The sequence below is a fragment of the Streptomyces sp. NPDC058674 genome (genome assembly GCF_042716505.1).
Lineage (GTDB): Bacteria > Actinomycetota > Actinomycetes > Streptomycetales > Streptomycetaceae > Streptomyces.
In genome coordinates this window covers 1-22528 of the sequence record NZ_JBHXSC010000094.1, presented here as the reverse complement: position 1 = coordinate 22528, position 22528 = coordinate 1, and the positions used below count along the sequence as shown (strand labels likewise).

The window sequence follows — 22528 nt, the reverse complement described above, 5'->3', positions numbered from 1 at the left end:
GCACCGGGAGGTTCGGCAGTGGGGTTCCAAGCCAGAGCAGATGCAGGATGGGCGACGGGGCTGGCTGTCGAAGCGTGGCGCTGGGTCAGGCCGCGCGCGGTACACAGGTGCCGGCAGGCACGTAGGTGATCACCGAGGGAAGAACGGAGGGGCCGAGCGCCATCAGGATCGCCCGGGCGGAGTTTTGAGCCCGGGTACCGCAGGACATCGATAGTGAGGTGGTCTCCGGTCGAGCAACAGCGATCCCCGCACCCCCGACCGCACATGAGTCGGGTCTGCGGAAACAGAAGGCCGGCGCAGTACTGAGGGCCGGCAGATGGTGTAGCAGTTCCTTCGGGGCCCTGGTGCCACAGGCACCAGGGCCCCTCCACGCGTCCGCCGGCAGGCGCCGCCACGGCAGGCGGCCCGTGGCCGCCCCCGCCCGGGACCCCGCTCCCGCCGAGGCTCCCGAGCCGGCGACGACCGGCCCCGCGTTCCGTTCCGTTCCGTCCCGTTCCGGTCAGGCCGCAGGCACGGGCGCCGGCCCCGACACCGGGGGAGGAGCGGCGCGGTCGTCGCGCCCCGGACCGCCGGCGGCCGACCGCCGCCCCGGCCCCCTGGCCCCCGCAGACACCGGAGAGAGCCGATGACCGTACCCCCGTACCTCGTCTACGCCCGCGAACCGCTCCCGGCCTCCGGGCCCAGCATCTTCCTCGCCGGCCCCACCCCGCGGGCCGACCAGCCCACCCCCTCCTGGCGCCCCGACGCGATCGGGGAGCTCACCGCCCAGTGGACCGGCCGGCAGCGGCTGAGCGTCCTGACGCCGGAGTCCCGGGGCGGGATCCGCGCCGCCCACTACGACGAGCAGGTCGACTGGGAGACCGACGCCCGCGAACACGCCGACGCGATCCTCTTCTGGATCCCGCGCGACCTCGCCTCGCTCCCCGGCTTCACCACCAACGTCGAATTCGGCCTCGACGTCGGCACCGGCCGGGCCGTCCTCGGCTGCCCGCCCGACTGCCCCAACCCCGAACGCAACCGCTACCTCATCCACGTCGCCCGCCGCCACGGCGTACCGGTACGCGAAACCCTGCGCGACACCGTCGCCGCCGCCCTCGCCCTCCTCACGGCGAGAGGCGCCCGGTAGGGCTCCCCCCTCCGGCCCCGCGGCGGCTCACGGGGCGGCTCCCGGGCTGGGGAAGACGATCGGATACGAGACGGTCGGCGCGGGGACCACGACCGGCCTGTCCCAGCCGGGCCGCTCGATCGGGTACACCGTCGACTGCGGCCCCGGCGCCCGGTCCACCGGGGCGGCGCCCCCCATCGGCTTGCTGCCCAGGACGAACGCCGCCACCACGAAGACGACCAGCAGGCCGACCTCCCTGCCGGAACCGGCCGGGTCCCGCCAATACCTCCTCACGAGCGTTCCGTTGCGCACGTGCTCCCGAACAGACGGCATCCAGGTCCCCTCCCCGGTCGGACAGCGCTCCCCGCACAACTGGCCATGAAAGCACCCGCACTGACAACGCGTCACCCCGCGATGACCTGCCGTGATCGACTTCGCGGCCGGGCCGGCGCCGGCGCCCCCGCGTGCCGCACGCCCCCGCCTCTGCCGACCGGCGTAGCCTGGACGGCCATGCGACAGATCATCCTCATGATGTCGATGTCCCTGGACGGATACGTCGAAGGGCCCGACCGGCAGATCGACTGGGCCCTCGTCGACGACGAAGTGCACCGGCACCTCAACGAAGAGGCCCGCGCGATGGGCGGCTTCCTCGAAGGCCGCGTGACGTACGAGCTGATGGAGGACTTCTGGCCCACGGCCGACGCCGACCCCGCGAACGCCGGTCCGATGGCCGAGTTCGCCGCCATCTGGCGGGACACCCCCAAGTACGTGTACTCGCGCACCCTCCGGCAGGTCGGCGACAACGCCACGATCGTGCGGGACGTCCTCCCCGAGGAAGTGGCCGCCCTCAAGGCCGCCCCGGGAGGTGACCTGGGCGTGGGCGGAGCCGGGCTGGCCGCCGCGTTCCTGGCCCACGACCTGGTCGACGCGTACCGCATCTACGTACACCCGGTACGCATCGGCCGCGGCACACCGCTGTTCCCGCACCTGGGTGGCGGGCCGGTGCCGCTGCGCCTGGAAGGCACGCACACCTTCGGCAACGGCGTCGTACAGCTGCGCTACACGCGCCCGTAGCCCCGTAGCCCCGTAGCCCCGTAGCCCCGTAGCTCCGTAGCCCCCGCGCGTCCTCGCGGACACCACGGCCCCGCCCCGCACGGCCACGCCCGGCCGAAGCGGTGACCGCCGGCCGGGGGAGGGCGTCGCCTACGGCTTCGCCGGCGGCCGGCCGGCCGACGACAGCGGCGGCGTGGGCGACGCGTCCCGCGCGCCCCCCTCGGCCGCCGCCCGCCCCGCCGCCGCCCCGACCGCGGACGGCCTGAAGTGCCACAGGGCCAGCAGCCCCGCCGTACCGAGCAGCGCCGCCTGCACGTCCAGGGCCAGCGGCAGCCCGATGTGCGCGACCAGCACCCCCGCCAACGCCATCCCCAGCGCCTGGAAACCGTCGAAGACGCTCTGGAAACTGGCCAGCACCCGCCCCCGGGTGGCATCCGAGGTGTACATCTGCACGATCGACATCCGCCCCGCGAACACCCCGATGCCCGGCGCACCCAGCACCACGAACAGAGCCACGAAGAACCCCGTCGACGTGGTCAGGTACGCGCTGTTCCACGTCAGGGCCGTCGTCGCGGAGAACACCAGCAGCGCCCAGCCCAGCAGCCGGCTCGGATCGGTCCGCCGGGCCAGCGTGCCGATCAGCGCCCCGCCGGCGATGCCGCCCACCGCCTGCACCCCCCGCAGCAGACCGGTCTCGCCCTCCCCGCCCCCCAGCCGCTCCGTCACGAACACCACGAACAGCACCGCGAACAGCCCCTGCGCCAAACCGATCAGACCCACCGGCAGCACCATCAGACGCAGACCCCGCCGCTCCTTGACCTCCCGCAGCCCCTCCGTCCACGCCCGCCACACCGGTTGGCGCCCCGACGACGGCTGCCGCACCCCGAACGGCCGCGCCAGCAGCGCCACCGCCAGCAGGAACGAGCACGCGTCCACCACCAGCACCCCCGTCAGACCCGCACCGGCCAGCACGAACCCACCGAGCGACGCACCCAGCAGCCGCGCCAGGTTCCCGTTCAGACTGGCCAGCGCGTTCGCCGCCGGAATCTCCGCCGGCTCCACCAGCGACGGCAGCAGCGCGTACTTCGCCGGCTGGAACACCGTGGCAAGAGCCGCCTGCGCACAGGTGACGATGTTGACCAGGTACAACTGCCCGGCACCCTCCACGGCCAGCAGCGGCAGCAGCGCCACGATCTGCAGCAGACTGACCCCCACCATCAGCCGGCGCCGGTCCCAGCGGTCGGCCAGCACCCCCGCCACCGGCGACAGCAGCAGACTCGGCAGCAGCTCCAGGATGAAATTGGTCGCGGTGGCCGTCACCGACCCGGTCAGCCGGTACACGAACACCGGCATGGCGATCATGAACATCCAGTCGCCGACCTCGGACACGAACCCCGCGATCCACAGCCGCCGGAAACCCGAATTCGTCAGTGGACCCTTCATCGCGAGCCTCACCCCTCAGTTCTTCTCGGGCCGCAGCCGCCGGGAATGGGAATGTGCGGAAAGAGATCCTGCCGCACCCCCCGCAACCTGTTCAACCGACCGCTCAACCGCACCCCCCACGCAGTTGAACAGCCCCAACTCCCCTTCGTTGACACCACAAAAGGGCCCTTCTAGCTTTTCGCCCATGCTCCCTACGGATATCGATCTGCTGCGAATTCTGGGACGGCCCACCCTGTCCGGCGACGGACGCCTCGCCGTCGTCAGCGCCACCCGGGCCGACCTGGCCGCCGATGCCAACGCGACCGAACTGTGGGTGGCCGCGACCGACGGAACGACACCTGCCCGCCGCCTCACCCAGGGCCCGAACGACGGCGCCCCCGCCTTCTCGCCCGACGGACGCTGGCTCGCCTTCCTGCGCCCCGTCGCCGACGGCCCCGCCCAGATCCACCTGCTGCCCATGGACGGCGGAGACCCCTTCCCCGTCACCGACCACCCGCTCGGCGCGGGCCGGCCCGTATGGAGCCCCGACTCCCGGCGCATCGCCCACACCGCCCGCGTACCCGACCCGGGCCGCTACCTGCCCGGCGTACCCGCCTCCCGGGAACGGCCCCGCCGCATCACCAACCTGCGCTACATGGCCGACGGCCTGGGCTACACCTTCGACCGGCCGCGCCAGGTGTTCGTCACCGACCCCTTCGCCCCGACGCCCGCCACCACCCGCGTCACCGAAGGCCGCTTCGACCACGACGAGGTCGCCTGGAGCCCCGACGGCACCCTGCTCACCTTCGTCTCCGGCCGCCACCCCACCCACGCCGACGACCTGCGGCGCGACGTGTGGGTCTGCGCCCCCGACGGCACCGGCCTGCGCGCCCTCACCCACGGCGGACTGGAGATGAGCTGCCCCCTCTTCTCCCCGGACGGCACCCTCGTCTGCTTCACCGCGGAAACCCTCACCGACGACAACCGGGCCCGCGGCGCCAGCAGCTACGGCCTGTGGTCGGTCCCCACCGACGGCTCCCGGCCCCCGGTCCGCCTGACCGACCCCGAGCCGTACCACCTGAGCTTCTCCTCCCTGATGATCGAGACCGCCAGCGACGGGGTGTACTTCCCCAACGACTGGCGCGGCGAGGTCCACCTGCTCCTGGTCCCCTACGACGGCGGCGAACCCAAACCGGTGATCACCGGACCGCGCCAGGTCAACGGCTTCGCCGTCGCCGAAGGACCCGACGGCCCCACCCTCGCCGCCGTGGTGTCCAGCGAACAGAGCGCCGGCGACCTCGTGTCCCTGCACGCCGGCACCGAACGCGAACTCACCACCTTCGGCGCCCGCCTGCGCGCCCGCGGCGACCTGCGGCCCGTCGAGGAGTTCACCGCCGTCGCCGACGACGGCTACCCCCTCCAGGGCTGGGTGGTCCGCCCCGCCGGCCCCGGCCCCCACCCCGTCCTCCTCCAGATCAAGGGCGGCCCGTACACCCAGTGGGGCTACACCCTCAACGGACCGGCCTCCTTCGAGGAAGCCCAGGTCTACGCGAGCGCCGGCTACGCCGTCGTCCTCGGAAACCCCCGCGGCACCTCCGGATACGGCCAGGCACACGGCCGGTACGCCGCCGACGACCTCGCCCGCAAGACCGCCCCCGACCTCCTCGCCCTCCTCGACACCGCCCTGCGCGCCCCCGACCTCGACGCCGGCCGCGTCGGCGTCCAGGGCGGCTCCTTCGGCGGCTACATGTCCGCCTGGCTCGCCGCCCACCACGGCAAGCGGTTCCGGGCCGCCATGGGCGAACGCGGCTGCTACGCCATCGACAGCCACTTCGGATCGGCCGACGATGGCGTCAACAACTCCATCGCCCTCTACGGCGCCGACACCGCACGGTGGGCCGAGATCAGCCCCCTGACCTACGCAGACCTGATCGACATCCCCATGCTGTTCATCCAGTCGGAAGAAGACCGGCACACCCCCATGGAACAGGCCCAGCGCATGTTCGTGGCCCTGCGCATGCGCGGCGTACCCGCCGAGATGCTGCTCTTCCCCGGCGAAGGACACGACATGTCCCGCACGGGACTGCCCAGCCACCGACTGGCCCGCTACGAGGCGATTCTCGACTGGTGGTCCCGCCACATGACCGAGGAGGACGGCCGCACATGACAACCGACATCTCGTACGCACTCTCCACCTACCTCACCCCGCCCGGGGAGCGCGCCGTCATCTCGCCGCGCCACGACCACAACGTCTCCCTGTGGCGGCGCACCCCCGACCGCGTGGAACTCGTACGCCACTGGGAACTGGAACGCATCAGCGGCCAGAAGCACCACTCCTGGCCCCTCTACACCCCGCAGCGGGCCGAGGCCCTCCTCACCGCGCTCCTGGCCGGCGAAGGCCTCACCCTCGACGACATCACCGTCAGCTGGGGCACCCCCGGCCTGCCCGCCTACGCTCCCGTACCGGTCCCCGCCGGCGCCGAGGGCCTCCCGGTCCACAGCCTCGCCCACCTCTTCAGCGGCATCATGATGGACACCCGCCTGTTCAAGGACGAGAACATCATCGCGATGGCCGTCGACGCCGCCCCCGACCTCGTCCTGGAGAACGCACTGCCCCCCGCCTACTACGCGGGCTGCGTCTCCGTCCAGGGCAGCCCCCGGTTCGCGCCCGTCGAATCACCCGCCCCGCTCTACCACGCCGCCGACCGCATCCTGGGCAAGGAACCGGGCACCCTCATGGCCCTGGCCTCCGCCTGCGACACGTCCATCGACTTCGACGCCGGCGCCGCGGTCGGCGACCTCACCCTCCTCGGCGGCCACGTCCAGCCCTGGGCCGCCGCCTTCGGCCTCGTCCGCACCGTCCTGGCCGAAGCCGAACGCCAACTCGCCGGCCAGGACCCGGACCCCCGCTTCACGGCGCAGGAGAACCTGCACAGCGCCGTGATGAAGGTGGTCCAGGAATGCTGCGAACTCATCGCCGTCCGCAACATCGAAAAGCTCTGCGAACTCGGCGGCGTCCGCCCCCAGGACTGCCACCTGTCCATCAGCGGCGGCTTCGCCCTCAACGTCCAGACCAACACCCGCCTCCTGGACCGGTTCGGCTTCCGCAGCCTGCTCACCCCTCCCTGCGCCAACGACTCCGGCGTCGCGCTCGGCCTCGGCCTCCTCGGCCTCTACGGCACCGGCGCCTTCGACCACGCCGACCTGCACATCCGCACCGCCTACCAGGGCCGCGAACTGACCGACATCGACACCGCCCTGGCCGAGTTCGCCCCCTTCATCGAGGAGACCGGCCCCTTCGACCCCCGGCAATTCGCCGAGGACCTCGCCGACGACGTCCTCGTCTGGGCCGACGGAGCCGCCGAGATGGGCCCCCGCGCCCTGGGCCACCGCAGCCTCCTGGGCGACCCCCGCTCCGAGAAGGTCAAGGACCTCCTCAACGACCACAAGCAGCGCCAGTGGTGGCGTCCCGTCGCCCCCATCGTGATGGCCGAACACGCCCACGACTGGTTCGAACAGGACCGGCCCTCCCCGTACATGCTGGAGGCCGCCCGCGTCCGCCCAGAGGCGGCCCCCCGCGTCCCCGCCGTCCTCCACCTCGACGGCACCGCCCGCCACCAGACCCTCACCGCCCAGGACAACCCCCTCCTGCACCGGGCCATCGCCGCCTTCCACGCCGCCACCGGCGTCCCGATCGTCTGCAACACCTCCCTCAACGACAAGGGCGAACCCATCGCGGACACCGCCGCCGAAGCCCTCAACTTCGCCGTCCGCAAAGGCATCCGCATCGCCTACCTCGACGGCCGCCGCGTGGTCCTGCGCCAGGACGTACCCGCCGCGCAGCGCCCGGCCGGACCCCACCCGCGCGCCACCGCCCTCTTCGCCGGCCAGGAGGGCGACCGCGACGCGATCTGGCAGTCCTGGCTGGACGCCGGCCACACCGAAGCCGGCCTCCTCCTGCTCACCGGCACCCCGCACCTGCTCGCCGACCCCCAGACCTGGACCCCCAACCGGGTCCGGCTCCTCGCCGAGCGCATCGCCGCCAAGGACCCCGCCTTCGAGGAGAACCTGGAGCAGTTCCGCAAGGACCACGGCCCGGGAACCGCCTTCGGCGACGCCCCCGCCCTGCGTCACTGACCCCGCCGACCCGGCGACCCCCACCTCCACCCACACCACTCGAACGGACACCGGTATGACTGACTACTCATTCGCGGACCTGGTCGGTGACGAGAAGGAATTCTTCGCCGAATACTTCAACAAGAAGCCGCTGCTGCGGAAGAACGCCCTCAAGGACCCCCAGGGAATCCTCTCCCTGCGCCGCCTCGACGAAATGGTCCAGCTCGAAATCATCCGCCCGCCCTACCTGCGGGCCAACCTCAAGGGCGCCGGCGTCCCCGACAAGGGATTCACCCAGACGATCACCGTCCAGGGCACCGACCTCACCGACGCCATCGTCCCCGAGAAGGTCTACGAACTCTTCCGCGCCGGCGCCACCATCGTCTGGAGCTCCCTCAACCACCTCGACGCCTCGCTGCGCTCCTTCACCCGCGTCATCAGCGACCGCTTCGGCGCCAAGACCGACTGCGTGGCCTTCCTGACCCCCGCGGGCAAGCAGGGCTTCTCCCCCCACCACGACCCCGTCGACCTGTTCATCGTGCAGACCGAGGGAACCAAGCGGTGGCGGCTGTGGAACCCGGCCGAACAGCGGGCGGGCGAAGCCGCCTCGTACACCCCCGAGCAGCTCGGCGAGCCCGTCATCGACGTCCTGCTGGAGCCGGGCGACGTCCTCTACCTGCCCTACGACACCCCCCACGCGGCCGCCGCCGAGGAACTGGCCTCCGTCCACCTGTCCATCATGGTGCGCCCGCGGATGTGGAAGGACCTCCTCAAGCAGACCTTCGAAGAGCTCGTCAGCGACCCGGAGTTCAACCAGTTCCCCTACATCGGGGAGTCCCGCGACAGCGCCGTCGAGGACGTCTTCACCGAGAAGGTCCGCGCCCTGGCGGCCCGGCTGACCGCCGTGGAACCGGCGGCCGAACTGGACCGGCTCGCCCAGCTCGGCCGGCGGATGCCCGGCAACTCCGTCGGCAACACCTTCCAGACCACCGCCCGGCTCGACGTCCTCGAACCCGACGCGCCCATGCGCCGCACCGACGCGGTCGTCGAGTTCGGCGCCCACCAGGAGGGCCGCGTCCAGGTCACCGTCAACGGGCACCGCATCGCCGTGCCCACCCCCGTCGCCGAGACCCTCGCCGGCCTCGCCGCCGGCCAGCACGTCGCCGCCGCCGACGTCTTCCCCGGCGTCCCGGCCGAACGGGCGACCAAGACCGCCCAGGGCCTCGCCCGGATCGGACTCCTCGAGGTCGCGGCCTGAGGACGATCCCGGATGACAGGATCCGACCATGACGACCGAACGCGACGCGCCCCCCACCATCGCCGATGAACGCGAAATGCTCCGCACCCACCTCGACTTCCACCGCTCCACCCTGGAAGTCAAGTGCGAAGGCCTCACGGACGAGGAACTGCGGCGCCCCTCGATGCCCCCCTCGACCCTCTCGCTGCTCGGCCTGGTCAGGCACATGGCGGAGGTCGAACGCGCCTGGTTCCGCAGGGTCGTCGACGCCCAGGACATCCCCCTGGTCTGGTCCGACGACTTCGACTTCCAACGGGCCTACGACACCACCGGCGCCGACACCGCCGAAGCCTTCGCCGCCTGGCGCAACGAGATCGAACACTCCCGGCGCATCGAACGGGCCGCGGAGTCCCTCGACCTCGTCGCCCGGGAACGCAGAAAGGGCTACGACGTCTCACTCCGCATGGTGATGCTCCACATGATTCACGAATACGCACGCCACAACGGGCACGCCGATTTCCTCCGCGAGGGAATCGACGGAACGACCGGCGTCTGAACCGACACCACGCACCCGCGGCCCGGAAGAAGGGGACGCGTTCCACCGCCACAAGCGGTGGAACGCGTCCCCTTTTCCCATTCCCCGACGTCCCCAGCCGGCCGCTGTCCAACTGCGCACCCCGCACAGTTGGACACCCCCGCAATTCATTGACCGACCCCGCCCCCATGGGCCAATATTTCATCAACGCCGAGAACAACTCGGTGAAAAACAAAAGGAGTTGATTGTCATGGAGAACACCTTCGACGACATCGAGTTCATCGAGACCTCCGCCGAGCTGCTGGCCACCGCGTACCACGTGAACATCCAGTAATTGCCGGTCGCGGCAGAGGGGCGGCGTCAAGCCGCCCCTTTGGCCGCACGCGTCCATGGGAGGGCGACGTACGTGGAAACCACTGCCTCCGCCGGCTGGACCTTCGAGGAACTCGCCGGCGACACCGGTACCTTCTACTCCGGGTACTTCGGCAAGCAGCCCCTGCTGCGCCGCGGCGCGCTCGCACGGCGCACCGAGGAGCTCCTGTCGGTCGGCCGCCTGGACGACCTCCTCGCCATGGAAACCGTCCCTCCCGCCTACCTGCGGGTGGCCCGCAACGGCCAAGGCGTCTCCTCCAAGGCCTACACCCGCGTCGTACGCGCCGGGGGAGCAGCCCTGAGCGAGACCGTCGTACCCGAGCAGGTCTACGAGCTGTTCCGCTCCGGGGCGACCGTGACCTGGAACTACCTGCACCACCTCCTGCCCTCCGCCCGCCGCCTGGTCGACACCCTGGCCCAATCCCTCGGCGCTCCCGCCGAGGCCGTGGCCTTCCTGACGCCCGCCGGCCACGACGGGTACGCCCCGCACCACGACCCGGTCGACGTCTTCGTCGTCCAGACCTCCGGCACCAAGCACTGGCGGGTCTGGGACCGGCCGGAGGCGAGCCGCGGGGACAGCGCCACCTACACCGCCGAGGAACTCGGCGCCCCGGCCCTGCAGACCACCCTGCACCCCGGCGACGTCCTCTACCTCCCGTACGGCACCCCGCACGCGGCCGCCGCCGGGGACCAGGTCTCCCTGCACCTGTCCCTCACCGTCGAACGCCGCCGCTGGCGCGACCTGCTCGCCGAGACCGTGCAACAGGTGCTGGCCGACGAGGCGTTCGCCGACTCCGTCCGCCCGGACCGCGACCTGGACGGCCCCGCACACGCCCGGATGACCGCGCTGCTGTGCGAGAGGCTCGCCGCGGCGGCCCCCGCCGCGCCGGCACCCCGCCCGCAGGGCGGGACCCGGCCCCCGCGCGAGTTCCAGCGGCTGGCCTCCCTGACCGGCCTGACCCCCGCCGCCCGGCTGAGGCGCAGCCCCGTACCGGTCGAACTCGGCCGCAGCGACGGCGGGAAGACCCGCCTGACGGCCGCCGGCCACACCGTGGCCGTACCGGACGCCGTCGCCGGAGCCCTGCGCCTGCTGGAAGCCGGCGGCTCCCTCCCCGCCGGCGAGCTCTTCCCCGGCGCCTCCGAACCCCGCTCGCTCAGCGCGGCCGCATCCCTGACCCGCCTCGGCGTGCTGGAACCGGTCCCCGCAACCGGGGGCACCCCGCGATGATCCACACCGCCGCCGCACCCGCCGTCCCGGCCGCCCAAGCCCCGGACGCCCCGGAAGCCCTCCCGGACGTCATCCTGGACCCCTCCGTACGGCCCCAGGACGACTTCTACCGGCACGTCGCCGGCCGCTGGTCGGACGGCTTCGTACTCCCCGAGCACCGCGCCGAGGCGACCATGCTGTCCCTGCTGGAAGAAGAAGTGCAGGAACAGGTCGCCGCCATCATCCGCAACCCCGGCACCGACCCGGCCGGGGCGCGCATCGCCGACCTCTTCGCCAGCTTCATGGACGAGCACCGCATCGAGGAACGCGGCCCCGCCGCCCTGGCCGAGGACCTCCACGCCATCGCCGCCGCCCCCGACCACCGCGCCCTCGCCCACCTCCTGGGCCGCCTCCAGGCCCACGGCACCGGCGGCGCCGTGGAGCCCTCCGTGGCCACCGACCCGCAGCGCGGCGACCGCTACACCCTGAACCTCTCCCCCTCCGGCCTCGGCCTGCCCGCCGCCTCGCTGTACCGCGGGGCGCGCAGCGAGCGCCTGCGCGAGCGGTACGCGGCCCACGTGGCCGCGATGCTCTCCCTCGCCGGGATGCCCGACGCCGACACGGCCGCGACCCGCGTCCTGCGGGCCGAGACCGTGCTGTCCGGCGGCCACACCCCGCCGGACAGCACGGTCACCACCCCCACCACCGCGCCGACGGCCCCGGCCACAGCGCCGACCGCCGCGGGTGCCACCCACGCCACCACCGGCCCGGCCGCCGCGGGTGCCACCCACACCACCACCGTCGCCGAACTCGCCGGCCGTGACCGCGGCTTCCCCTGGTCCGCCTGGTTCGCCGGCCTCGACCCGCAGCACCTCGTCCCCGCGACCGCCCCCGTCCGCCTGCACCCCGCCGGCTTCCTGCCCGCCCTCGAACTCTGGTGGGCCCACACCCCCCTGGACACCCTGCGGACCTGGCTCACCTGGCACCACCTCCACGCCATGGCCCCCTTCGGCCCCCGCCAGGTCTTCGCCGAGCACTTCAGCTTCTACTGGCGCGACCTCGCCGGCGCCCGCCGCCCCTGGCCGCGCCGCCTGCGGGCCACCGCCTTCGTCCAGACCGTCGCCGGAGACCTCGTCGGCGAGCGCTACGTACGCGCCCACCTGCACCCCGACACCCTGCACGCCGCCACCCGCCTCGTCGGCCGGCTCGCCGACACCTACCGCACCGCCCTGCACCACGCCGACTGGATGCACGAGGACACCCGCGCCGCGGCCCTCGCCAAGCTCGACACCATGCGCTTCGAGATCGGGCACCCCGCCGCCGCCCCCGCCCCGCACCGCGGACCCGCACCCGACCCCGGCGACCTGATCGGCAACGTCAAGCACGGCCGCGCCCACCTCCTGGCCCGGCAGCTGGCCCGCCTCGCCACCCCCGTCGACCGCTCCGAATGGCGCGTCCTGCCCCAAGCGGTCACCGCCTACTACCGGCACGGACTCAACCAGGTGGTCCTCCCCGCCGGGCTGCTGCGCCACCCCGTCTTCACCGCCGGCGCGGACCCGGCCCGCGACTACGCCGTCCTCGGCTCCATCGTCTGCCACGAGATGTCCCACGCCTTCGACACCCGCGGCTCCCGCTACGACGCCCACGGACGCCTGCGCGAATGGTGGACGGCCGCAGACCGCGCCGAGTTCACCCGCCGCACCGCCCTGCTGGTGCGCCAGTACGACCGCTACACCCCCGACGGCCCGGACCGCACCCCGGTCGACGGCACCCGCACGGCAGGCGAGAACGCCGCCGACGTCAACGGCCTCACCATCGCCCAGGCCGCCTTCGCGGCCGAACTCACCGCACGCGCCGTCACCGGCGAGGAGCACGGCCGCCAGATGCGCCGCTTCTTCGTCCTGTGGGCGTCCATGTGGCGGGGCAAACGCACCCCCGAACGCATGCGCGAGCGGCTGGCCCACGACACCCACGCCCCACCCCAGTTCCGCTGCAACGGCGCCCTGGGCCATGTCCCGGCCTTCTACCAGGCCTTCGACGTCCACGAAGGCGACGGCATGTACATCAGGCCGACGGACCGATTCACGCTGACGGGTAGGTACGACGGATGAGCGACCAGGTTCTCGAACGCGCCGCACAGCCGGCCCTGGACATCGACCCCGCACGGCTCCTGCGGCGGATCGCCGAACTGGCACGCATCGGAGCCGACACCACGACCGGCGGCATCACCCGCGAGGGATTCAGCGCCGCCGACCGCACCGCCCGCGCCTACCTGATGGACGAGGCCCGCACCGCGGGACTGGCCACCACGGTCGACGCAGCCGGGAACGTCGTCATCCGCCCGGCCGCCGGAGCCGGCGACCGCCCCGCCCTCATGATGGGCTCCCACCTCGACACCGTCGTCAACGGCGGCCGCCTCGACGGAGCCTACGGCGTCCTCGCCGCCCTGGAAGTCCTCCAGACCTTCACCGCCTCCGGCCTGGAAACGTACTGCGACCCCGTCGCCGTCGCCTTCGCCAACGAGGAGGGCGCCCTGTTCCCCCAGCCCTTCTGGGGATCGATGGCCATCGCGGGCCGCCTCGCCGACCTGCCCCGCGAACCCCGAGACCACCACGGCCGCCCCCTGCGCGAGGCCCTGCGCCGGGCCGGGGGAGACCTCGACGCGCTCGGCACCGCCTGCTGGCCCCACGGCTCCGTCGCCGCCTACCTCGAACTCCACGTCGAACAGGGCCCCGTACTCGAACGCAGCGGCAACCGCATCGGCGTCGTCAGCGCCATCACCGGACGCACCGTGCTGACCCTGGAGGTCCGCGGCGCCGCCGGCCACTCCGGCACCACCCCCATGGCCGGCCGCCGCGACGCCCTCGCCGCCGCCGCCCGCATCGTCCTGGCCGCCGAACACCTCGCCGCCGAACGCCGACTGTGCCGCGTCGCCACCGTCGGCCACATCGACACCCACCCCAACACGCCCAACACCATCGCCGGCACCGTACGCATGACCGTGGACCTGCGCGACACCGACCTGTGGCGCATGGCCGGCGCCGAGGAAGTACTGCGCCGCCTGCTCCGCACCATCGAGACGTCCACCGGCACCGAGATCGAAGTCGTCGCCGAGACCCGCTCCGACCCCGTCTCCACCAGCCGCGGCCTGCGCACGGCCATCGAACACAGCGCCGACGCACTCGGCCTGCCCCACGAAGTCCTCCCCAGCGGAGCCGGCCACGACGCCCAGATGATCGCCGACCTCGCCCCCATCGGCATGATCTTCGTCCCCAGCCTCGGCGGGATCAGCCACGTCCCCCAGGAGGACACCGCCAGCGAGGACCTCGTCGCCGGCGCCCGCGTCCTGCTGCGCACCGCGCTGCACGTCGCGGACACCGACCCCGCCGACGCCGGATGGCACGCCTAGTGCGGTGACCGGACCGGACCGGACCGGCCCGTGGCGTGCCGGCCGGGCCACCCGGAAGCCCAGAATCGAGGAGCCATGCCCCCGCAGGTCACCAGGACCGAACGCATCGCCGTCTTCTGCGGCGCCCGCACGGGTCTGCGCGAGGACCACGTCGACTTCGCCTACACCTTCGGCCGGGCGCTGGCCCGCCGCAACCGCGACCTGGTCTACGGCGCCGGGGGAGTGGGGGTCATGGCAGCGCTCGCCGACGGCGTCCTGGCCGGCGGCGGCGCCGTCACCGGCATCCTGCCGCGCACCCTCTACGACCGCGAACGCGCCGACCGCGCCCGCGGCGAAGTCTTCGTCGTCCGCTCCATGCACGAACGCAAAGCCCTCATGTACCGGCTCTCCTCGGGCTTCGCCGTCCTGCCCGGCGGCATCGGCACCCTCGACGAACTCATGGAAGTCGCCACCTGGAACCAGCTGTCCCTGATGGAGAAGCCCATCGTCGTCGTCAACCACCAGGGCTTCTACGACCCGATGCTCGCCATGCTCGACCACCTGGTCACCGAAGGCTTCCTCTCCCCGCAGGAGCGGCTGCTCGTCCGCAGCGCCCCCGACACCGACGAGGCACTCGACCTGCTGGGCGCCCCCCGGCCCGCCGCCCTGGCCCCGGCATGACCCCGCGGGGCAGACCCCGCCGCCCCGCCCTCATCCCGGCCCGCCCCCCGCACACCCCGCCGGCCCGATCCGCAAGAGGCGGCCTAGGCCGGAGCGTCCGGCAGGAAACCCCGCTGCACCGCATGGACCCCCGCCTGGAACCGGCTCGTCGCACCGAGCGACTCCATCAGCCCGGAGGCGATCCGCCGCGCCGTCCGCGGCGAGACACCCAGCCGCGTGGCGATGGCCTCGTCCGTGTGCCCCTGCGCCAACAGCCGCAGCGCCGCGAGCTGCTGCTGGCTCAACTCCCCCTCCCGGGGCCGGCGCTGCGCGTCCACCGGCTCGGCGGACTGCCACACGCTCTCGAACAGCGCGTGCAGCGAGGCCACCATGCCCTTCGAGGTCAACTGCACCGCCCCGGCCGCCGTGTTGTCCGCGTCCGCGGCGACGACTGCCGCCTTTCGGTCATAGATGATCATCCGGTTGGGCAGGGCCGGCACCGTACGCACCTGACCACCGTGGTCCGTCAGCCAGCGCGCGTACTCCATCGTGTGCGCACACGCACGGATCGAATCCAGGTACACGGTCCGCATCTGCACCCCGCGCTCCAGCAGCCGCCGGTTCAAGGGCCGCGACGCATCCATGTTGGCGGGAGTCTGCGGACCGCCCGGCGCGAACGTCAGCAGCTCCGTGGTCACCCGGTCGCGCAGACTGGCCAGATGGTCACGGATCGAATCGATCCCCTCCAGGTAGTGGACGCCGGCGTCCACGTGCTGGTCGTCGTACTCCAGGATCAGCTGCGCGGCAGCCGCCCGGCCCGCCAGCAGACGCTGCTGCTGCCGTGCGATGTCCGACTGCTGGCGGGCCAGCAGCATCTCCATGCCGACGTGCGGACTGACCGCGTGCAACTGGCTGGAGTCCTCGGTCGACGTGCGCACCAGGGCCATCTCGCTGAGCCGGTCCAGGGCCCGGCTCACCTCGTCCCGCGAGAGCCCCAGCTGATCGCAGAGCTCGGCGACGTCACGGGGACCCTTCAGGATGCCGCGGTAGACCGATTCCGCCACTGCGTCGAGACCCAGCAGGCTAAGCATCGATTGCCGCTCCGGTTCAGAGTCAATTTCCCCGGCGCCGAAGCACCGGATGGAGGCTGTTCACGCGATTCCCCGCACACTACGTTCGGACTAGACCAGAGGCAACACAGCCTCCGCACCCCCGTCCGGAGCCCCGCGAACCGGCGCTGGCGGAGGCCCCGTTCCCGCGCCGCCCGCCCCGGCCGGCCCCGTCCGACCCCCATCCGCTGAGGCCCCGATGTACCTCGTCCACGTCCACCTCCGGCCGCCCGCCTCGGCTCCCCGCCTCCCCGACGCCACCGCACGGCTCCTCATCCTGCTCGCCGAGGGACGCGAAGCGGTGACCCACGTCAGCGTCCACCCCGACCCGCCCACCCACCCCGTCATCGGGCTGTTCCTGCGCGCCGACTCCCTCGCCGAGGCGGAAGCCTCCGCCCAGCGCCTGTGGCACCACCTGCACCACGCCCGCCACCCCCTCGCCGCCTGGACGCTCCTGCGCGCCGAAGTCCCCCTGCACCCCCACAGCAGCCCGTGGGCCACCGGAGGTTGACCACCCCGAACCGGCCGCACACACCACCCCGGGTACCCGCTCCTGCCCCGGGGTGGACTGACTATGCCAAGGCCGGATTTCCCCTACCGCCTCCCCTTTCCCAGGGCGCTCGGGCTTGCGCAGAATTTTCCCCATCAGCCGAGCCCAGCCGGTGAAAGGACAGGTACACCATGCCCTCCACTTCGTCCCGACCCTCCCTCGCCGCCGCGATCACGGCAGGCGCGCTGGCCCTCTCGACCCTCCTCGGTACGGCCGCCGCACACGCCGACACCACCCCCGCCACCCCGCCGCCCGCCACCGGCACCACCACCGGACAGAACCCCGACGACCTCGGCTGGCAGTGAGCCCGGTGAACCAGGACGCAGACCACCTGATCGGACTCCGGGACCGCGGAATCCACCGGCTCCCGGTCGAACACGTCGCGGTCGACGAGATCGCCGTCGGCTTCTCCCCCCGCACCGACGGGGAGGACCCCGACTACGTCCACGCCCTGGCCGAGACCGAAGGCGACCTCCCGCCCATCCTCGTCCACCGCCCCACCATGACCGTGGTCGACGGCATCCACCGGCTGCGCGTGGCCGCCGCCCGCGGCGAAAGCCACATCGCCGTCCGCTTCTTCGACGGCGACCGCGCCGAGGCCCGCCTGCTCGCCATCGCCCTCAACGTCGTCCACGGCCGCCCCCTCACCTCCGCCGACCGCACGGCGGCCGCCCGGCAGATCCTCCTGGCCCACCCGCGCTGGTCCGACCGCGCGGTGGGCGCCGTCACCGGGCTCTCCGGCCACCGGATCTCCCAACTCCGCAAGGGCACCACCGCCGACACCGCCGGCCACCGCGTCGGCCGCGACGGCCGCGTCCGCCCCGTCGACTCCTCGCGCAGCCGCGAACGGGCCGGGGAACTCCTGCGCAGCAACCCCGGCGCCTCGCTGCGCCAGATCGCCGCCCAAGTGGGCCTCGCGCCCGCCACCGTGGCCGACGTGCGCAACCGCCTCCTGCGCGGCGACCCGCCCGTACCCGGCGCCACCCGAACCCCGACGACGCGCACCACCGTCCCGGCGGCGTCCCCCACCGTCCCGACGGTGTCCGCGACCGTCCCGATGGTGTCCGCGACCGTCCCGATGGTGTCCGCGACCGCCCCGGCGGTGTCCGCGACCGTCCCGCCCCCGCCCCCCACCGCCCTGGACGCCCGCAGGCCCACGCCGCCCGCCCCCCGGACCTCCGCCCCACCGCCCCCGCCCGCCCCCGAACGCCTCCTGCGCATCTTCGACTCCCTGCGCCGCGACCCCTCCCTGCGCCTCAGCGAATCCGGCCGCAACGTCCTGCGCGTACTCAGCGCCTGCACCCTGGTCGCCCAGGACCGCGAAGGCATCGCCGCGGCCCTGCCGGAGCACTGCAAGGAACCCATGGCCCAACTCGCCCACGGCTACGCCCGGCTGTGGACCCAGCTGGCCCGCGAGTTGGACGCCGGAGAACACCCCGCCCTGAGCGCCTGACGGGCGAGGGGCCGCGGCAGGAGCGGACGGGACGCCGCGCCGCCCGGCCGAACGCGGGCGCATGGAACGGCCGGCGCCGGACACACGTATGCCAACTGGCCTGAACACAGGCACAGTCGGGCCGCCCGTCCCTACGCGCACCGAGGAAGCGAGACGTCATGCCGCTGACATTCCGCAAGAGCTTCAGGATCCTGCCGGGCGTCCGGCTCAACATCAACCGCAAGTCGTGGTCGATCACCACCGGCGGCGGCAAGCACGGCCCCCGCCACACCCACAGCAGCACCGGACGCCGTACCACCTCGATGGACCTGCCCGGCCCCTTCGGCTGGCGCAAGACCACCCGCGGCTGATCCACGGGGTGCGCGCCGCGTCCACGAAACCCCCGGCCGGGACCGGCCGGGGGTTTCGTCGTGCCGTACGGGTTCGGTCCGATCGGGACGTGAGCCGGCCGGCCGCCCGCCCGGCACCGCCGGCGGGCAGCCCCCACCCACAGCCCCCACGTCCGGCACGTCGTACGTTCCGCCCCGGATGCGGGAGGCGGGGGTGTGGGCGACGGTGGAAGCTCCGCCGTCGAACCGCGAGGAGCGCCATGATCGTCAAGTTTCTGCACGACAAGGGCCTGCGCAGCGAACACGCGAACACCGTCGCCTGCCTGACCATCGGCCTGTCGGTCGCCTCGTGGCTGACGTCGATGAAGGTGGAGCCGGCGGGCATCGACCGAGCCGACCGGTGGGGAATCTTCGTCGGCACGTGGCCGGCGACCTGGTTCGGCCTCGGCCAGGCCCTGGCCCGGTACGAAAGCGCCGACGAACTCCACGGCGACAGCGCGTAGCCCGCCCGCCGCGCACGGTCCCATGCCGGACGCCGCCCCGCCGCCCACCGCGGCGGGGCATCCGGCAGTGGCGGCCCGCGGCTGACCGCGTGCGGCCGGTCGGCCGTCCGCCGCTCCAAGGACGGAGCTGGGCCGATCACGGGCGGTGCCCGCGTGTCCGGGCGCGGGAGGCCGCCCGGCGCACGGCCGCCGGCAGGCGCCCACCGCCGAGCGGGACCACCCGTACCGCCCACCGGCCGGCCTCCCGGTGCCCCCCGATGCCGCACGCGCCACGCCGTGTCCCGGTTCCCGCTCGCACAGCGGGGCATGCGCGGGGTACGAGCCCGGGCGGAAGGAGGAACAGGTGAGCACAGCCGTCCTGGACCAGCCCCTGTCCCGTACCGGCCGGCCCGCCGCATCGGCACGGGACGCCACCCGCGCCTTCCTCGCCGGCGCAGCCCGCCTGCGGGCCCCCAGCAGGGACGGGAGCATGGACGACGTGCTCCTGGTGGTGGCCGAGCTCGTCGCCAACGCGATCCGGCACACCGACGGCCCCTGCGCCCTGCACCTGGAACTGCTGGACGACTCCATCGACGTCTGCGTCGCCGACCGCAGCCCCCGGCCTCCCCGGCCGCGGACCCCCCGCACGGACGGGACCGGCGGGTGGGGATGGTTCATGGTCAAGCGACTCGCCACCCGCATCCACATCACACTGATGCCGGAAGGCGGCAAGACCATCTGCGCAGAGCTCCCCTGGTAGCGGCCACCCCGGAAGGACTCCCGACCCCGCTGCCCCGGGACCGGTCGCGCGCCCGCCTCCGCGCCCCGGCCGCCTCGGGGAGGGGCGGCCGCGGCGGCGGGGGTGTCACGCGGCGGCGGGGAAGCGCTCCCAGACGCGGTGGGCCGCGAGCAGCTCCAGGAGCGGCGCCAGGCCCTGGGCGCCGTCGGTGACGACGACGCCCGGTTCGCCGGCCGGAATCCCGGCGGCGTCGAAGAGGGCTTCGGCGCCGCCCCAGCCCGCGAGGGCCTTGCCGTGCTGGTACGCCTCGGTCAGCAGAGCCAGGACGCGCGGGTCGCTGACGGGCGCCCTGGGGGCCCCGGCCTTGGCGTCGCGGGCGCCGTAGGCGTCGGCGCCCGCTCCCGGCACCCCGGCGAACACCAGCGCGTCGAATTCGACCGAGCGGGCGGTCGCGAAGGTGCGCTGGACGGTGACCGGCTCGCCTCCGGCGTCGCCGAGCACTCCGCCGGCCGGAGCGACGACCAGGGGCACCATGCCCGCGTCCAGGACCGCCTCGCGGGCCTCGCGCACGCCGGCCAGGTCGAGGGCCTGGCCGGTGACGATGCCGATGACGCGCCCGTCCAGCGGCCAGGTGCGGCCGATCTGGGACAGGGCGGGGCTCGGGCGCGCGTCCACCAGGGGCTCGGTGGCGGCCGGCGCCGGCAGCCCGAGCCCGACCGCGACCTGGGCGCACAGCTCGGGGTCGATGTTGGCGAGCACGGCCAGGGTGCGTTCCTTGACGGCCTGCTCGTAGCACTTGGCCAGCTCGAAGGTATAGGCGGCGATGATGTGCTCGCGCTCGACCGGGGTCATGCTGAGCCAGAACATGCGCGGCTGCGAGAAGTGGTCGCCGTAGGAGGCCGGCGCCTCACGGACCTTGCGCCCGGCCGGCACCTCGACCGGCACCTCGATGAACGCGCCCGTCTCGGCGCCGGCGAAGAACGGGCAGCCCCCGTCGAGGCTGTTGGGCTTGTACGGCGCCACCCCCCGGTGCACGGCCGTCTGGTGAAAGCCGTCCCGCTGCATGTCGTTGACGGGCGCGTGGGTGCGGTTGATCGGCAGCTGCGGGAAGTTGGGGCCGCCGAGCCGGGTGAGCTGCGTGTCCAGGTACGAGAAGTTCCGTCCGGCCAGCAGCGGGTCGTCGGTGGCGTCGATCCCCGGCACCAGGTGGCCCGTGTGGAAGGCGACCTGCTCGACCTCGGCGAAGAAGTTCGACGGGTTCGCATTCAGCGTCAGCAGCCCGACCGGCTGCACCGGCGCCAGCTCCTCCGGGACGATCTTCGTGGAGTCGAGGAGGTCGATGCCCTCGAACATCTGGTCGGCCGTGTCGGGGAAGGTCTGGATGCCCAGCTCCCACTGCGGGAAGGCGCCGGACTCGATGGCGTCGAAGAGGTCCCGGCGGTGGAAGTCGGGATCCACCCCGGCGAGGATCTGCGCCTCCTCCCAGACCAGGGAGTGCACGCCCAGCTTCGGCTTCCAGTGGAACTTCACCAGTGTCGTGGTGCCCTGGGCGTTGACGAGGCGGAACGTGTGGACGCCGAAACCCTCCATCATCCGGTACGAACGCGGAATGCCCCGGTCGGACATGTTCCACAGGGTGTGGTGGGTGGCCTCGGTGTGCAGGGACACGAAGTCCCAGAACGTGTCGTGCGCGCTCTGCGCCTGCGGGATCTCCCGGTCCGGATGCGGCTTGCCGGCGTGGATCACGTCGGGGAACTTGATCGCGTCCTGGATGAAGAACACCGGGATGTTGTTCCCGACCAGGTCGAAGACGCCCTCCTCGGTGTAGAACTTCGTCGCGAAGCCCCGGGTGTCGCGCACCGTGTCGGCGGAGCCGCGCGAGCCGAGCACGGTGGAGAACCGGACGAACACCGGCGTCTCGACGTCCCGGGCGAGGAAGGCGGCCTTGCTGACCGCCTGCGCCGTGCCGTAGGACTGGAAGACGCCGTGCGCGGCCGAGCCGCGGGCGTGGACGACCCGCTCCGGGATCCGCTCGTGGTCGAAGTGCATGATCTTCTCGCGCAGGTGGTGGTCCTGCAGCAGCACCGGCCCCCGCGGACCCGCCTTGAGGGAGTGGTCCGTGTCGTGCAGGCGCGTGCCCTGCGCCGTCGTCAGGTACGCACCGCTCTGCGCCATGCGGGCCTGCTCCGCGCCCGTGGGCTGCCCGGTCGGGCCGACCGTCTCCGGGCCGCTCTGGTCCGCCTTCGGCGGCAGCGGCTCGACCGGGTCGACGGGCTCGGCGAGCTGCGGGGAGACCGGCGCCGGCTTGCCGGGAACACCCTCTTCGGGACCCGCCGCCGGACCGGCGTGCATGACGCCGGCGATCTTGTCGGCGACGGCCTTCACCGGATTCTTCTCGGACATCACATCTCCAGATACGGGGGGCGGGCCCTCGGGCCCTAAACGTGTGACCCGAAGCGATGCGTCCCGAAACCTGCACTAGCCTGTCCGGCGCGCGCCGCCGGCCCGCCGCCTTCCCCGAGGCCGATTACCTCCTCGCCTACCGAACGAAAATCTATGGCGGCCGGAGTAGACATTGGGCGGTGGTGTGGTTATGGTTTCTCTCGTAGCCCAGAGAGACCGCAAGGCCCGGCAGAGACGAACTGCCGGGAAAGCAGTACCGCAGTACAGGTAGTTGCAGTTCCGCAGGACGGTGCGGTGGTGGAGCTTCGAAGCCAGGGTTGTTGCAGGACGGCGACGGGGCTGGCGACCGGACCGGGTGGCCCGCAGTG

At 73.0% G+C, this 22528-nt stretch carries 20 protein-coding genes; 16 read left to right on the top strand and 4 right to left on the bottom strand.

Features of this window, described 5'->3' with window-relative positions; all coding sequences use genetic code 11:
* Positions 1-625: 625 nt before the first annotated feature.
* Complete coding sequence (locus tag ACFWU6_RS31305; RefSeq protein ID WP_383800186.1) at positions 626-1126, top strand: nucleoside 2-deoxyribosyltransferase domain-containing protein; 501 nt, start codon at positions 626-628, stop codon at positions 1124-1126.
* Between the two features lie 27 nt (positions 1127-1153).
* On the opposite strand, the gene ACFWU6_RS31300 is transcribed toward ACFWU6_RS31305, so the two are convergent.
* Positions 1154-1399 carry a hypothetical protein gene (locus ACFWU6_RS31300; protein ID WP_383800189.1) on the bottom strand — a complete coding sequence of 82 codons (246 nt, stop codon included), beginning with the start codon at positions 1397-1399 and terminating at the stop codon, positions 1154-1156.
* A gap of 216 nt (positions 1400-1615) precedes the next feature.
* On the opposite strand from ACFWU6_RS31300, the gene ACFWU6_RS31295 reads away from it, so the two are divergent.
* Complete coding sequence (locus tag ACFWU6_RS31295) at positions 1616-2179, top strand: dihydrofolate reductase family protein (RefSeq protein ID WP_383984567.1); 564 nt, start codon at positions 1616-1618, stop codon at positions 2177-2179.
* 129 nt (positions 2180-2308) lie between these two features.
* On the opposite strand, the gene ACFWU6_RS31290 is transcribed toward ACFWU6_RS31295, so the two are convergent.
* Entirely contained in the window at positions 2309-3601 is a 1293-nt protein-coding gene (locus ACFWU6_RS31290) for an MFS transporter (RefSeq protein ID WP_383984564.1), read from the bottom strand.
* A 184-nt stretch (positions 3602-3785) separates the two neighbouring features.
* Here ACFWU6_RS31290 and ACFWU6_RS31285 point away from each other — a divergent pair, with 184 nt between their 5' ends.
* From ACFWU6_RS31285 to ACFWU6_RS31250, 8 genes are all read left to right on the top strand, one after another.
* A complete protein-coding gene (locus ACFWU6_RS31285) occupies positions 3786-5747 on the top strand; it encodes a prolyl oligopeptidase family serine peptidase (RefSeq protein ID WP_383800198.1) in 1962 nt (653 codons plus the stop codon).
* Positions 5744-7717, top strand: a complete 1974-nt coding sequence (locus ACFWU6_RS31280; protein ID WP_383984561.1) for a carbamoyltransferase C-terminal domain-containing protein — start codon at positions 5744-5746, stop codon at positions 7715-7717. Before ACFWU6_RS31285 ends, ACFWU6_RS31280 begins: the two co-directional genes overlap by 4 nt.
* Positions 7718-7772: 55 nt before the next feature.
* On the top strand, positions 7773-8954 hold the full coding sequence (locus ACFWU6_RS31275) for a cupin domain-containing protein (protein ID WP_383800203.1): 1182 nt from the start codon (positions 7773-7775) through the stop codon (positions 8952-8954).
* A gap of 28 nt (positions 8955-8982) precedes the next feature.
* A complete protein-coding gene (locus ACFWU6_RS31270) occupies positions 8983-9489 on the top strand; it encodes a DinB family protein (RefSeq protein ID WP_383984558.1) in 507 nt (168 codons plus the stop codon).
* 385 nt (positions 9490-9874) lie between these two features.
* Positions 9875-11068, top strand: coding sequence for a cupin domain-containing protein (locus ACFWU6_RS31265; RefSeq protein WP_383984555.1), 1194 nt, complete (start codon positions 9875-9877; stop codon positions 11066-11068).
* Positions 11065-13158 carry a M13-type metalloendopeptidase gene (locus tag ACFWU6_RS31260; protein WP_383984552.1) on the top strand — a complete coding sequence of 698 codons (2094 nt, stop codon included), beginning with the start codon at positions 11065-11067 and terminating at the stop codon, positions 13156-13158. Before ACFWU6_RS31265 ends, ACFWU6_RS31260 begins: the two co-directional genes overlap by 4 nt.
* Positions 13155-14456: a Zn-dependent hydrolase gene (locus tag ACFWU6_RS31255; protein WP_383805892.1), complete on the top strand. Its 1302-nt coding sequence runs from the start codon at positions 13155-13157 to the stop codon at positions 14454-14456. The genes ACFWU6_RS31260 and ACFWU6_RS31255 overlap by 4 nt, the downstream gene beginning before the upstream one ends.
* Positions 14457-14531: 75 nt before the next feature.
* A complete protein-coding gene (locus ACFWU6_RS31250; RefSeq protein ID WP_383805890.1) occupies positions 14532-15116 on the top strand; it encodes a TIGR00730 family Rossman fold protein in 585 nt (194 codons plus the stop codon).
* Positions 15117-15199: 83 nt separating this feature from the next.
* On the opposite strand, the gene ACFWU6_RS31245 is transcribed toward ACFWU6_RS31250, so the two are convergent.
* The gene (locus ACFWU6_RS31245) at positions 15200-16186 is read right to left on the bottom strand and encodes a helix-turn-helix domain-containing protein (RefSeq protein ID WP_383805888.1); all 987 of its coding nucleotides are present in this window, start codon (positions 16184-16186) and stop codon (positions 15200-15202) included.
* A gap of 217 nt (positions 16187-16403) precedes the next feature.
* Between ACFWU6_RS31245 and ACFWU6_RS31240 the strand changes: the two genes are divergently transcribed.
* The 6 genes from ACFWU6_RS31240 (at position 16404) to ACFWU6_RS31215 (ending at position 19778) form a co-directional block, all read left to right on the top strand.
* Complete coding sequence (locus ACFWU6_RS31240) at positions 16404-16715, top strand: hypothetical protein (protein ID WP_383805886.1); 312 nt, start codon at positions 16404-16406, stop codon at positions 16713-16715.
* Positions 16716-16885: 170 nt separating this feature from the next.
* Positions 16886-17059 carry a hypothetical protein gene (locus ACFWU6_RS31235; RefSeq protein ID WP_383805884.1) on the top strand — a complete coding sequence of 58 codons (174 nt, stop codon included), beginning with the start codon at positions 16886-16888 and terminating at the stop codon, positions 17057-17059.
* Between the two features lie 5 nt (positions 17060-17064).
* Complete coding sequence (locus ACFWU6_RS31230) at positions 17065-18207, top strand: hypothetical protein (protein ID WP_383984549.1); 1143 nt, start codon at positions 17065-17067, stop codon at positions 18205-18207.
* A 158-nt stretch (positions 18208-18365) separates the two neighbouring features.
* Positions 18366-18557, top strand: coding sequence for a DUF4236 domain-containing protein (locus tag ACFWU6_RS31225; RefSeq protein ID WP_383805880.1), 192 nt, complete (start codon positions 18366-18368; stop codon positions 18555-18557).
* Between the two features lie 239 nt (positions 18558-18796).
* Entirely contained in the window at positions 18797-19039 is a 243-nt protein-coding gene (locus ACFWU6_RS31220) for a hypothetical protein (RefSeq protein WP_383805879.1), read from the top strand.
* Positions 19040-19382: 343 nt separating this feature from the next.
* A complete protein-coding gene (locus ACFWU6_RS31215; RefSeq protein ID WP_383805877.1) occupies positions 19383-19778 on the top strand; it encodes an ATP-binding protein in 396 nt (131 codons plus the stop codon).
* Between the two features lie 105 nt (positions 19779-19883).
* Here ACFWU6_RS31215 and ACFWU6_RS31210 read toward each other — a convergent pair whose 3' ends face one another.
* A complete protein-coding gene (locus ACFWU6_RS31210; RefSeq protein WP_383984546.1) occupies positions 19884-22160 on the bottom strand; it encodes a catalase in 2277 nt (758 codons plus the stop codon).
* Between the last annotated feature and the right edge of the window lie 368 nt (positions 22161-22528).